Raw genomic sequence first — 13,086 nt, 5'->3', positions numbered from 1 at the left:
GATCCTCAAGTGGACTGGCGCAGCAGGGCGAGGGCGTCGTCGGGAAACCGCCGGCCGGCAGCCTCCCGCTCGTCGCGCAAGCCCTCCGCCATCGCCGCCAGCTCGGCGTCCGCACGCCCGGCCAGCCCGTGCACCACGGCCAGCGGGATGCCCATGAAGACGCACTTCAGGACGGCCTGCCGCCAGGCGGCCTGATCCAGGTGCACCGCGTACGGGCCGAGCGCCGCGGCGACCAGCCGGGTGTCGTTGGTGCGGACGGCGTCGTGCAGCAACGGCGCCGCCGCGTCGCCGATCGGCAGCAGGGGCAGCGCTTTCAGGACGGCCAGCTTCTCCGCGGCGTCGCCGTGCCGGTACAGATCGTCGACGTGCCGGGCCAGGTCGCCGGCGGGCAGGGCGCCCAGCAGCAGGACGCGGGCCGCCTGGTCGGCGGTCCAGCCCGGCGCGCCGGGCAACGGGGCTCGCCCGCAGTGCCGTCCGGCGGCCGCGAACAACCGGATGATGCTCGCCGGATCGGCGCTGACGCGTGCCACGCCGTCGTCGAGCCAGCCGACACCGGGCGACGGCGCCAATGCCGTACGAAGCGTGCCGGGGTCCATGACGTCTCCCTTCAGACCAGCGCTCGCAGAAACCCGATGGAGGACGCCGCGACGCTTGGGGCGGCATGCGAGTGCCGGGGCAGCTCGACCGCCACCAGCCCGCGGTAGCCGGCCTTCTCGAGCGCGGCCAGCACCGGCGGGAAGTGGATCTCGCCGGTGCCCAGCTCGAGATGCTCGTGCACACCCCGGCGCATGTCGTCGATCTGGACGTTGACCAGATGCTCGGCCACCGACGCCACACAGTCCGGAACCGGGTCGGGCTCCAGGCAGCGGCAGTGCCCGATGTCGAGGGTGATGCCGAACCCGGCGGGCGCGCCCAGCGCGGAGTGCAGCCGCCGCCAGCCGGCGATGTCCTCGACGAGCATGCCCGGCTCCGGTTCGAAGCCGAGGACCACACCCTGCCGCTCGGCGGCGGCGTGCACCTCGGCGCAGCCGTCGACGAGCCGCTGCCACGCGGTGTCCTCGCCGACGCCGTCCGGCCGGATCCCGGCCCAGAACGAGACCGCCTCCGCGCCCAGGTCCGCGCCGATCGTCACGGCCCGGCGAAGGAAGTCGATCCGTACGTCCCGGTCGTCGTGCAGGAGGGTCGGCGCGTGCTTGCGCCACGGGTCGAGCAGATAGCGGGCGCCGGTCTCGACCACCACCGACAGTCCGAGGCGGGCCAGGCGAGCGGCGACCGCCTCGACCCGGCGGGCGGCGCCTTTCGCGTACGGGTTGAGGTGGCCGTGATCGAGGGTCAGCGCCACCCCGTCGTAGCCGAGGTCGGCCAGCACCGCCAGGGCGTCGGAGAGCCGATGGTTGCCGAACCCGTTCGTGCCATATCCGAACCGCAGCCCGCTCATGTCGCGCTCACCAGTCTGGCGAGCCGGGCCGCCATCGGAGCCAGGACGGCGGTGGCCGCACCGACGGCGGGCGTGCCGGTACGGGCGGTCAGCGCCCCCTGCAGCACCGGCAAACTGGTGATCCCGGCCGTGACGGCGTCCCGGATCCGGCTCCCGCTGGGTTCAGCGGCCGCTCGGGCCTGCGCGGCGCCGAACCGGACGGCGTACCAGGCGGCCAGCGCGGCCGGCACGAGCATCCGTGAACTCCGTCCGGCGGCGGTGGCGATCGCCGCGGTGACGGCCAGGGTACGCAGCGGCAGCGACGGCTCGGCGCCGTGCACCTCCCGGCGCGACAGCACGGTGACCGTCCAGGTGTGCGCGGCCACGGTCAGCGCGGCCGGCAGGACGGCACCCGGCCGGGTCCGCCAGTGCCCGCCGGTGCCGAGCAGCACGTCGAGCCCCCGGCACCCGGCCATCACGGCGGGACCGGCCGCGGTGTTCTTGGCGCCCAGGTCGTACGCCCAGATCGCCCCGGCCAGGCCGAGCACCACCGGAAGCTGCCGGCGGCCACCGGCGAGCGCGGCGACCGCCACTCCGGCCGCGGTCAGCCCGGCAGCGACACCGGCGGCAGCCGTGGGAGACACCCGGCCGGACGGGATCGGCCGGTGCGGGCGCTCGACGGCGTCGACGTGGCGATCGGCGAAGTCGTTGGCGGCCATCCCGGCCCAGTACAGGCACACCGACGCCGCCGCCATCGCAGCGGTGCGCGGTCCCAGTGTGCCGGCGGCTGCCGCGCCGGCGACGACGTCGCCGGGCACGGACAGCGCGGCCGGCGCGCGGGTGAGCTCGACGAGGTCGCGCCAGCCGGTCATCGTGGCGTTCCCGTGCCGAGCCGGGCGGCGAACCCGACGAGGTCCTGCCACTGTTCGGCGAATCCGTGCGGGGCCGCACCGACCGGGTCCTTGAAGAAGTAGGCGAACTCGGTCAGCGGGCCGGAGTGTCCGGCGGCATGGGCGGCGCCGGTGAGCCGGGCCAGGTCGAGGATCAGTGGAGCGGCGAGTGCCGAGTCACAACCGTGCCAGGTCAGCTCCAGGCGCATGCCGGTGCCCAGGAAACCGGCGAAGGTGACCAGGTCCCAGGCGGTCTTGAAGTCGCCGATGTCCTCGACGTACTCGATCCGGACGGCGCCCTGCGGCTGATAGCCGAGGGTCTCCCGCAGGACCCGCTGTTTGCTGGCGCTCTTGGCCGCGTTGGCGCCGGGATCGGCGAGGTTGGCGCCGTCGCCGCCGCCGAGCAGGTTGACACCCGACCAGGTGCGCACCTGCAGGTGCCGGCGGGCGAACATCGGCGCCAGCACCGACTTGAGCAGGGTCTCGCCGGTCTTGCCGTCGTGTCCGGCCCAGGGCAGGCCACGCTGGGCGGCGAGTTCGGCGAGCGCCGGCAGCCGGGCGCCGGTCGACGGGGTGAAGTCGACGTAGGAGCAGCCGGCGGTGAACGCCGCGTACGCGTAGAGGGAACTGGGTGGCAGCACCGTCGCGCCGCTCTCCAGCGCCGCGTCGAGGGCGGCGAGCGTGGCGTGCGCGGGGTGCGGATCAGGAACGGGTTCGGTGGACGACACGTTGATCACCACCACCCGGTCCAGGCCGTGCCTGTCCCGGAAGGCGGCCAGGTCGGCGGCGAGCAGCGCGGCGGTCACCGCCTGGGTCTCGCCGGCCGGCACCGGCCGGATCTCACCGTCGAGCGCGGACAGTGCCGTGTGCAGGGCGGTGACCAGGGCGGCGGGCACGACACCGGCGGCGGCCAGCTCCTCGGCCTTCTTCGTCACCGGTGTCGCCACCAGGTCGTGGCCGCCGAAGACGAGGTCACCGAAGTCGGCGAGACCGGCGGCACGGAACTCGGGAAGCTCGGTGACGCAGCCGGTGGCCGGGGCCAGCCCGGCTCGCAGCGCGTGAGCTCCGACGATGCTGGTCACCGCGACGCTGCCGCGCCCGCCGACCAGCCAGACACCCAATGTCATCGAAATCCTCCGGATTCGCCGTCGCGGCGATGGTGGATGTGAGTAGCGGAAGTCCCTCCCGGGCACGGCCGACCGGCGCGGGCCGGGGAATCCCGTCCGGTCCGCGGCCGGCGGCCGTATCGGTCGTCGACCGTCCGGACGGCGGGGCGCAACCGCGTCCGGACCCTCGCGGTACGACGGCCGGTGAGCTGAAGTTCGAGTGGCGGGTCAGGCGGCGATCTCGGTCAGGGCCGGCTCCACCTCCGACCATGTGGAGCCGAGCCCGGCGGAACGCTCCACCGCGTCGAGGACGAGTTGCACCTGCAGGGCGTCGGCGAACGACGGCGCCACCGCCTGGCCGGTGGCGATCGCCTCGATCAGGTCGCGGGCCTGGTGGGTGAAGGAGTGCTCGTAGCCGATCAGGTGGCCCGGCGGCCACCAGCCCGACATGTACGGGTGCTCCGGCTCGGTCACCAGGATGCGGGCGAACCCCTGCTCCGCCGCCGGGCGGGTGGCGTCGTAGAACTCCAGCTCGTTCATCCGCTCGAAGTCGAAGACCACCGAGCCCAGCGACCCGTTGATCTCCACCCGCAGGCCGTTCTTGCGGCCGGTCGCGAACCGGGTGGCCTCGTACGTGGCGATCGCTCCCCCGTCCAGCCGGGCCAGGAACAGCGCGGCGTCGTCGACGGTGACCGCCCCCGTGCCGGTCCGGCCGTCGCCCGTCGCCGCGCTCAGGCCGTTCGAGGCGGCCGGCAGGGGCCGCTGCTTGACGAACGTCTCGGTCATCCCGCTGACTCCGGTGATGAGCTGACCGGTGACGTACTGGGTGAGATCGATGATGTGCGCACCGATGTCACCCAGCGCGCCGGAGCCCGCCTTGTCCTTCTGCAGGCGCCAGACCAGCGGGAACTGCGGGTCGGTGATCCAGTCCTGCAGGTAGACCGCGCGGACGTGCCGGATCTCGCCGATCCTGCCGTCGGCGACGAGCCGGCGCATCAGGGCGACGGCAGGCACCCGCCGGTAGTTGAACCCGCACACCGATCGGACGCCTTCGGCTTCGGCGCGGGCCGCGGCGGCGGCCATGGCCCGTGCCTCGTCGATGGTGTTGGCCAGCGGTTTCTCGCACAGCACGTGCTTGCCGGCGGCCAGGGCCGCGATCGCGATCTCGGCGTGGCTGTCGCCGGGGGTGCAGACGTCGATGAGGTCGATGTCGTCGCGGCCGACCAGTGATCGCCAGTCGGTGGTGTGCTCCTGCCAGCCGAGCCGGGTCGCCGCTTCGGCGACCCTGCCCTGGTCCCGGCCGCAGATGGCAGCCATCCGCGCCTGCAACGGCAGGTCGAAGACGCGGTTCACGGTACGCCACGCCTGTGAGTGCGCGGCTCCCATGAACGCGTAGCCGACCATGCCGATGCGCAGGTCCGTGGTCTGCTTGGACAAGTTGGGTCTCCCCCCGTGCGATCAGAACCCGAGCTTGAGATAAGTGCCCGCGTTCTCCTTGGTGATGGTCTCCGAAGCCAGGACGATCTCCTTCGGGACCTGCAGCTCGACCAGGTCGGCCATGCCCTTGCCCTGGCCGATCAGGCGGGCCAGCGAGATGGCCGACGACGCCATCGAGGGGCTGTAGGTGACGGTCGCCTTGAGCGGCGTCTTGTCCGACTGGATGTCCTCCATGGCCTTCTTGGAGCCGGCGCCGCCGATCATCAGGAACTCGGTGCGGCCGGCCTGGTTCGCCGCCGCGAGCACGCCGATGCCCTGGTCGTCGTCGTGGTTCCAGAGGGCGTCCATCCGGGGCACGGCCTGCAGGAGCTGGCTGGCGGCCCGCTGGCCGGTGTCCACGGTGAACTCCGCGGGCACCCGGCGCTGCACCTTGAAGCCGGCAGCGCCGAGGGTGTCGGCGAAGCCCTTCGACCGCTCCTGGGTCAGTTCGAGGGAGTCGATGCCGGGGATCTCGCCGATGATCGGGCTGCTGACGCCCTTGGCCTTCATCTGGGCGATGATGTACGTGGCCGCGGCCACGCCCATGCCGTAGTTGTCGCCCTTGATCTGGGTCCGGTAAGCGCGGGCGTCGGGGAAGGCGCGGTCCAGGTTGACCACCGGGATGCCGGCCGCCATCGATTCCAGGCCGAACGCGTTGAGCTCCTTGCCGTCGTGCGGCAGCAGCACGATGACGTTGGGCTTCTGCCCGATCAGCGTGGACAGGGCGGCCCGCTGCGCGGCCGCGTCGGCGCCCGCCTCGACGGTCTTGAGTTCCACGTCGGAGTACGCGCCGGCCTGCGCCTTGGCGTTGTTGGTGATCGCCGCGATCCAGCCGTGGTCGGCCGCCGGGGCGGAGAAACCGATCACGACCTTGGTGCCGGGCGCCGCGTTGCCGGCGCTGGCGCCGCCCTCGGCCGGCTTGATCTGTGCGTCGTTCGGCTTGGCCTCGTTGCTGGTGCACGCGGTGAGGAGGGCGCCTCCGCCGAGTGCGGCCCCGCCGAGCAGCAGGCGGCGCCGCGACATGTCGCGACTGCTCTGTGTCATGGTTTCTCCTGAATATTCGGTACGGATAACCGGAAAACGGGTGCACGGAGCCCGGCGTCCGTCACGTGACGGTCGCCTGACGGATGCCGGGACTCAGGTCTTGTTGCGGTGCAGGAACCGGGTCACGGCTTTGAAGCGGAACTGCTGGACCAGGACGGCGGCGATGATGATGCCGCCCTTGACCATGTTCTGGGCCTCGGTGGACAGGCCGTTGATCGCGAAGAGGTTGGTGATCGTGGCGAAGATGATCACGCCGAGCATCGAGCCGACGATGGTGCCCCGGCCTCCACTGAGCAGCGTCCCGCCGATGATGGCGGCGGCGATCGCGTCGAGCTCGTAGAGGTTGGCCATGGCCGCCTGGGCGGAGGTGCCCTGCGAGGTGAGCATGATCGCGGCGATGCCGCAGCAGAGACCGGATAGCCCGTACAGCAGCATGGTGTGGCGTTTGACGTTGATGCCGGCGAGGCGGGCCGCCTCGACGTTGCCGCCGACCGCGATCGTGCGCCGGCCGAACGTGGTGCGGTTGAGCAACACCCAGCCGATCGTGGCGACCACGGCGAGGATGTAGACCAGCAGCGGGATGCCGAGCAGCTTGCCGGCGGCGATGCCGTTGATGAACGCGCTGTCGGAGATCTGGGTCTGCTTGTCGGAGATCTCCGCGGCCAGGCCGCGGGCCGCCACCAGCATCGCCAGGGTGGCGATGAACGGGACCAGCTTGCCGTACGAGATGAGCACCCCGTTGATCAGGCCGACCGCCACCGCCACCACGATCGCTGTGAAGATCATGCCGCCGGCGCCGTAGCTCTGGGTGGCCACCGTGGTCGCCCACACCCCGGCCAGCGCGACGATCGCGCCGACCGACAGGTCGATGCCGCCGCCGATGATGACGAAGGTCATGCCGACCGTGACCACGCCGATGACCGAGGCCAGCTGGAGAATCGACAGGATGTTGTTCCACACCCAGGTGGAGTCGCTGTAGAGCTGCGGCTGGGTGAACGCGCCGATCGCGATGAGCACCACCAGCACCCCGACGAGCACCAGGTTGCGGATGGTGTTCTCGCTGTTCTCGCCACCCCAGCCGATCCGGGGGGACTTGGCCGCGCCGGTCTGCGCCGGTTCCACCGGTGGCGACTGCGCCGGGAGGCCGGCCGCGGTTCCCGTGCCATCGCTGAGGGTCATATGGGGGTGCCTTCCATGAGCGACCCCGCCATGACGAGATCGAGAACGGTGTCTTCGTCGAGTTCGCCGGCGCTCGCCGTGCGGATCAGCCGGCCCTCCCGCATGACCAGCACGCGGTCGGCCAGGCCGAGCACCTCGGGCACCTCGCTGGAGACCAGCAGCACGCCGACGCCCTCGGCGGCCAGGCGGTGGATCACCCGGTAGAGCTCGGCCCGGGCGCCGACGTCGACGCCCCGGGTCGGCTCGTCGAGCAGCAGCAGCCGGGTGTCGCCGAGCAGCCACCGGCCGACGACCACCTTCTGCTGGTTGCCTCCGGAGAGGGTGCGCACGGGCCGGCCGACGTCACTGGGCCGCAGGTCGAGCGACCGGGCGACTCGGTCCGCTTCGTCGCGCTCGCGCCGGGCGCTGGTGAAGCCCAGGCGGGCGATCCGAGTGAAGGTGGACAGCGTCATGTTGCGGTAGATCGGCTCGCCCAGCAGCAGGGCCTGGCTCTTGCGCTCCTCCGGCGCCATGCCCAGACCGGCCCGGACGGCGGCGCCGACGTTGCCGGGCGGCAGCCTGCGACCGGCGACCGTGACGGTGCCGGTGTCGGCGCGGCGGGCGCCGTAGATGGTCTCCAGCAGCTCGGACCGGCCGGAGCCGACCAGGCCGGCGATGCCGACGATCTCGCCGGCGGCGACGGTGAGCGAGACGTCGGTGAACTCCCCGGCACGGCTGAGCCCGTCGACGGCCAGCAGTTCGGCACGCTCGGCGGGCGCCGCGACCCGCGGCGGGAACACGTACTCGATGGTGCGCCCGGTCATCCGGCTCACCAGCTCGCTGGTCGGCGTCTCGGCAGCCGACAGGTCGGCCGCGGTGGTACGGCCGTCCTTGAGGACCGTCACCCGGTCGCCGATCGTGCGGATCTCCTCGAGCCGGTGCGAGATGTAGACGACGGCGATGCCCTGGGCGGTCAGCTCCCGGATGATCCGGAACAGGTTCTCCACCTCGTCGTGGGCCAGCACCGCGCTGGGCTCGTCCATGATCAGCAGGCGCGCCTCGTGGGACAGGGCGCGGGCCATGCTGACGATCTGCTTGCCCGCCGCCTGCAACCTGTGCACGGCACGGCGGGGCGGGATCTCGCCGTGGCCGAGCCGGCCGAGGATGCCGGTGGTGCGGGCGACCATGGCCCGGCGGCGGACGAACCCGGCCACCTTCGGCTCGTGGCCGAGGAAGACGTTCTCGGCGACGGTCAGGTCCTCGACCAGGTCGAGCTCCTGGTAGATGGTGGCGATGCCGGCCTTCATGGCGGCCTGCGGGTTGCTGAAGGTGACGGGCTGCCCGAGCCATTCGACGGTGCCGGAGTCGGGGCGGTGCAGCCCGGACAGCACCTTGATCAGGGTGGACTTGCCGGCCCCGTTCTGCCCGAGCAGGCAGTGCACCTCACCGGCGCGGACCTCGAGCTGGACGCCGTCGAGGGCTCGTACGCCGGGAAAGGTCTTGACCACATCGGTCAGGCGCAGGACGACATCGCCCGGGCCGGTCATGAGGCTTGCTCGAAGGCGACGTGGCTGGCGAGGACCGCGGCGCCGGTGACGCCGGCCCGGGGCCCGAGTTCGGACAGGACGACCGGGAGGTTGCCGGTGGCGAGCGGAAGTGAGCGCCGGTAGACGGCGCTGCGGATCTCCGCCAGCAGGATGTGGCCCAATTGCGCGAGCCCTCCTCCGATGACGATCATGGACGGGTTGGCGAAGCTGACCAGCGCGGCGAGGACCGACCCGATGCGGCTGCCGCCCTCGCGGATGAGCTGGATGCAGGTGACGTCGCCTTCGGCGGCTCCGTCGGCGACGTCGCGGGCGGTCAGTGGGGCGCCGGCGGTGAGCCGCTCGGCGAGGGAGGGTGAGGCGCCGGAGCGGGCGGCGGCCAGGGCGTCGCGGGCCAGGCCGACCCCGCTGAAGAGCGCTTCGAGGCAGCCGATGTTGCCGCAGGAGCACATCGGGCCCTGCGGGTCGACCTGGATGTGGCCGATGTCGCCGGCGCAGCCGTCGGTGCCCCGGTAGACCTCGCCGTTGAGGTGGATGCCGCAGCCGATGCCCGTGCCGATCTTGATGAACAGGAAGTCGTCGACGCTGTGCGCCACTCCCCCGTGCCGCTCGCCGATCGCCATGATGTTCACGTCGTTGTCGACGACGGTCGGGCAGCCGTGCTCCCGGGTCATCAGCTCCCGGACCGGGAAGCGGTCCCAGCCCGGCATGATCGGCGGGGAGACCGGCACGCCGTCGCGGAAGCTGACCGGCCCCGGCACTCCGACACCGATGGCGTCGAGCCTGTCGTAGACGCCGTCCACCCGGGCTTTCGCCAGCAGTTCGTTGACCCGGTGCAGGATGGCTTTCGGCCCGGATCGGATGTCGGCCGCCTCGGTGTAGGCCGCGACGGTCTCCAGTCGGCCGTTGGTGACCTCGACGTCGATCGAGCTGGCGCCGAGGTCGACCGCGGCGAAGTGCAGGCGCGGGTGCAGTTCCACCAGAGTGGAGCGCCGCCCGCCGCGGGAGGCGGCCATCCCGGCTTCGGCGACGTATTCGGCGGCGACGAGGCGTTCGACCTCGGCGAGCAGCCGGGGCCGGGTCAGCTCGAGACGGTCGGCGAGCTCGGCCCGGGAGATGGGCCCCTCGTCCCGCAGCAGTTGGAGCAACCGCAGGTAAGGCGGATCGACCGTCGTGCGCACGTACAACCTCCAGGTCCACACGCCGCCGGGGTGGTGGCGTTCACATGGTGGTGATCGATGTGTTACTTGGGCCACACATTAGAAGCGATCGATGATGCTGTCCATAGCTTCGACAGGATCTGCAGAAACTTTTGTCTCGTGGGCCAAAAGAGAGGCCACTCCGTAGTGGAGTGATCCACACAACGCCGCACGGGGATCATTTGCGCCCGCCGGGCCGATCGACAGGGGCAAACTTTCGCCTCCAAGGAGAAAAGTTCGCTCGATTAAGGAGCAAGTTATGGACGGCTTCATCGACGATCATCTACTGTTTCCGCCACAACACGCTCGTGTTGCGGGCATGTCACCTCACCCCCTCCACGCCGGAGCCTCTCCCGGCGCCGGCTCGGCGTGCCCACCTGTCGCACCCCTAGGAGTGACCGGATGGCCCCACTGCGTCAATGTTTGTCACGCCTCGCCCTCGCCGGCCTCCTGGCCGCGGTGACCGTCGGTGTGCCGGCCACGGCCGCGCGGGCGGCGCTCGATGCCGACGAGCCCGGCGTGACCCTGCGCGTCTTCGACGTGCAGACACCGCTGAACAAGCTGTGCACGCTCAAGCCCGCGCAGACCCCGAACATCGACAAGCTGATGCCGGCGATCAACTGGTCGTCCGCCGCCGACTTCGGCATCGAGAACTTCTTCGTCGCCCAGGTGCGGGCCAACCTGACCGTCCCGGCCGCCGGCGCGTACACCTTCCGCCTCACCAGCGACGACGGCTCCCGCCTCGCCATCGACGACACCCTGGTCGTCGACCACGACGGTGCGCACGGCAGCACCCCGAAGGAGGGCGCCGCCACCCTGACCGCGGGCGTCCACCGGCTGCACATCGACTACTTCGAACGCGACGGCGGCCAGCAGCTGACCCTGGAGTGGAAGCGGCCCGGCGCCACCGCCTTCGAGGTGGTGCCCACCTCGGCGCTGAGCACCGAAGCCGGCGTGGTGCGGGTGACCGCCCCCGGCCGCAAGGAGTGCGAGCAGGCCGGCGACTCCCCCGGCGACGGGCTGCCGCTGACCGGCGTGCACCCCAACTACAACCTGGTCGACCTGCGTACGGCCGGGTTCGAACCCAAGGTCACCGGAATGGACTGGCTCCCGGACGGGCGGCTGGCCGTACTGACGTGGGGTGGCGCCGACGACTCGGGCACCTCCGCCGACGGCGAGGTCCACCTGCTCGGCACCGCCGGCCGCAAGAAGATCGCCGGCGGGCTCAAGGAGCCGATGGGCCTCAAGGTCGTCGACGGGACCGTGTACGTGTCCGAGAAGTCCCGGCTGACCCGGCTCGTCGACACGAACGGTGACGAGGTCGCCGACCAGCTCCAGACGGTGGCCACCTGGCCGTACGGCGGGAACTTCCACGAGTTCGCGTTCGGTCTGCTCTACGACGCGCCGCACTTCTATCTGAATCTGTCCGTGTCGATCAACTACGGCGGCAACACCACCGATCCGCAGCCCGCGCCGAACCGGGGCACCACCGTCAAGGTCAACAAGGACACCGGGGCGGTCTCGTACGTCGCCGGCGGTCTCCGCACCCCGCACGGCATCGGCTGGGGACCGGAGAACGGCCTGTTCGTCACCGACAACCAGGGTGGTTGGCTGCCGTCGTCGAAGCTGGTGCACATCAAGCAGGACCGGTTCTTCAACCACTACACGAATCCGGCCGGCCCGTTCGACGCGAAACCGGTGACGCCGCCGGTGCTGTGGATGCCGCAGAACGAGATCGCCAACTCCCCCAGCACGCCGGTCCTGCTGAAGGACGGTGTGTTCGCAGGGCAGATGCTGATCGGTGACGTCACCTACGGCGGCCTGCAGCGTGCCTACCTGGAGAAGGTCAACGGCGAGTACCAGGGCGCCCTGTTCCGGCTCACCCAGGGCCTGGAGGCCGGGGTGTCCGAGGTGATCCTCGGGCCGGACGGCGCCGTCTACGCGGGTGGGCTCGGCGCGGGCGGCAACTGGGGCCAGACCGGCAAGCTGACGTACGGCCTGCAGAAGCTCGTCCCGAACGGGAAGAACGCCTTCGACATGCTCGCCATGCGGGCCAGGGCCGGCGGCTTCGAGATCGAGTACACCCAGCCGCTCTCCGCCGCGACGGCCGCCTCGCTCGCCTCGAAGTACACCGTCAAGCAGTGGCGTTACCGGGCCACCGGCGGGTACGGCGGCCCGAAGATCGACGAGCAGACCCTGTCGGTGACGTCCGCGACCGTGTCGGCGGATCGCAGGAAGGTCACCCTCGCCATCGCCGGTCTCAAGCCCGGGCACGTCGTACACCTGCGCTCGCCGCGGCCGTTCGCCGGCGAGACCGGTGAGACGCTGTGGAGCACCGAGGCGTGGTACACCCTCAACAACCTGGTCGGCTCCGCGCCGCCGGTGGTGACCACCTACCAGGCCGAGGAGGCGGGCAACCGCGGCGGCGCGGGGCTGGCCACCGACCACGCCGGATACACCGGCGCGGGCTTCGTGGCCGGCTTCGGCAACCCCGGCGCGACGAGCACCTTCACCGTGAACGTCCCCACCGCCGGGACCTACGACGTGGCGTTGCGGTACGCCAACGGCCCGGACCCGTTCACCGGCACCAAGAAGATCAGCGTGTACGCCAACGGCGTCAAGCTGCGCCAGACCAGTCTCGCCGGCACCGGCACGTGGGCGACGTGGGCACAGCAGACCGAGAGCGTGCCGCTGAACGCCGGCGGCAACACCATCACCTACCGGTACGACACCGGCGACGACGGCCACGTCAACCTCGACGCGATCACCATCGGCGGCGGTGGCAACGGCGGCGCCGGCCCGATCACCGGTATCGCCGGCAAGTGCCTCGACGTCGACAACGCGGCAACCGCGGACGGCACCAGGATCCAGCTGTGGACCTGCAACGGATCGGCCGCCCAGCAGTGGAGCCGGGTGGAAAGCACCTTCCGTGCCCTCGGCAAGTGCCTGGACGTGTCCGGCGGGGGCACCGCGAACGGCACCACGGTGCAGCTGTGGACCTGTAACGGCAGCGCCGCGCAGACATGGCAGCCCCAGCCCGGCGGCTCGTTGCTGAACCCGCAGTCCGGCAAGGTTCTCGACGCCGCCGGCGCGGCCACCGCGGACGGCACGCAGATCCACATCTGGGAGTACGTCGGAGGCGCCAACCAGCACTGGACCATCGGCGCGGCCTGAGAACCCGGGGCCGGCCGCCCGGCGCTCCGGGCGGCCAGCCCCGACTCTTAGGTCTACTTTCGGTTTCTACCGACAATA

The 13,086-nt window shown here is 71.4% G+C and carries 10 protein-coding genes; 1 reads left to right on the top strand and 9 read right to left on the bottom strand.

The window, feature by feature from the left end; all coding sequences use genetic code 11:
• Positions 1–5 precede the first annotated feature (5 nt).
• From Aut01nite_RS40970 to Aut01nite_RS40930, 9 genes are all read right to left on the bottom strand, one after another.
• Positions 6–596 (bottom strand): EboA domain-containing protein, encoded by a 591-nt coding sequence (locus Aut01nite_RS40970; protein WP_043529741.1) that lies wholly within the window; start codon positions 594–596, stop codon positions 6–8.
• 11 nt (positions 597–607) lie between these two features.
• A complete protein-coding gene (locus Aut01nite_RS40965; RefSeq protein WP_043529743.1) occupies positions 608–1,438 on the bottom strand; it encodes a sugar phosphate isomerase/epimerase family protein in 831 nt (276 codons plus the stop codon).
• A complete protein-coding gene (locus tag Aut01nite_RS40960) occupies positions 1,435–2,289 on the bottom strand; it encodes an SCO3242 family prenyltransferase (protein ID WP_043529745.1) in 855 nt (284 codons plus the stop codon). Before Aut01nite_RS40960 ends, Aut01nite_RS40965 begins: the two co-directional genes overlap by 4 nt.
• Positions 2,286–3,434 carry an inositol-3-phosphate synthase gene (locus tag Aut01nite_RS40955; protein ID WP_043529747.1) on the bottom strand — a complete coding sequence of 383 codons (1,149 nt, stop codon included), beginning with the start codon at positions 3,432–3,434 and terminating at the stop codon, positions 2,286–2,288. Before Aut01nite_RS40955 ends, Aut01nite_RS40960 begins: the two co-directional genes overlap by 4 nt.
• 207 nt (positions 3,435–3,641) lie before the next feature.
• Positions 3,642–4,817, bottom strand: coding sequence for a Gfo/Idh/MocA family protein (locus Aut01nite_RS40950; protein ID WP_152628960.1), 1,176 nt, complete (start codon positions 4,815–4,817; stop codon positions 3,642–3,644).
• A gap of 54 nt (positions 4,818–4,871) precedes the next feature.
• Positions 4,872–5,933, bottom strand: a complete 1,062-nt coding sequence (locus tag Aut01nite_RS40945; protein ID WP_043529750.1) for a substrate-binding domain-containing protein — start codon at positions 5,931–5,933, stop codon at positions 4,872–4,874.
• Between the two features lie 93 nt (positions 5,934–6,026).
• The gene (locus tag Aut01nite_RS40940) at positions 6,027–7,112 is read right to left on the bottom strand and encodes an ABC transporter permease (RefSeq protein ID WP_043529752.1); all 1,086 of its coding nucleotides are present in this window, start codon (positions 7,110–7,112) and stop codon (positions 6,027–6,029) included.
• Positions 7,109–8,638 (bottom strand): sugar ABC transporter ATP-binding protein, encoded by a 1,530-nt coding sequence (locus Aut01nite_RS40935; protein ID WP_043529755.1) that lies wholly within the window; start codon positions 8,636–8,638, stop codon positions 7,109–7,111. The genes Aut01nite_RS40940 and Aut01nite_RS40935 overlap by 4 nt, the downstream gene beginning before the upstream one ends.
• Positions 8,635–9,816 (bottom strand): ROK family transcriptional regulator, encoded by a 1,182-nt coding sequence (locus Aut01nite_RS40930; protein WP_373871573.1) that lies wholly within the window; start codon positions 9,814–9,816, stop codon positions 8,635–8,637. The genes Aut01nite_RS40935 and Aut01nite_RS40930 overlap by 4 nt, the downstream gene beginning before the upstream one ends.
• A 420-nt stretch (positions 9,817–10,236) precedes the next feature.
• Between Aut01nite_RS40930 and Aut01nite_RS40925 the strand changes: the two genes are divergently transcribed.
• A complete protein-coding gene (locus tag Aut01nite_RS40925) occupies positions 10,237–13,008 on the top strand; it encodes a ricin-type beta-trefoil lectin domain protein (protein WP_083999653.1) in 2,772 nt (923 codons plus the stop codon).
• The last annotated feature ends 78 nt before the right edge of the window (positions 13,009–13,086 follow it).

Origin of the sequence: Actinoplanes utahensis, assembly GCF_016862455.1 — a bacterium.
Classification (GTDB): domain Bacteria; phylum Actinomycetota; class Actinomycetes; order Mycobacteriales; family Micromonosporaceae; genus Actinoplanes; species Actinoplanes utahensis.
The sequence above is the reverse complement of the archived record's forward strand: the minus strand, read 5'-3'. Positions and strand labels throughout refer to the sequence as shown.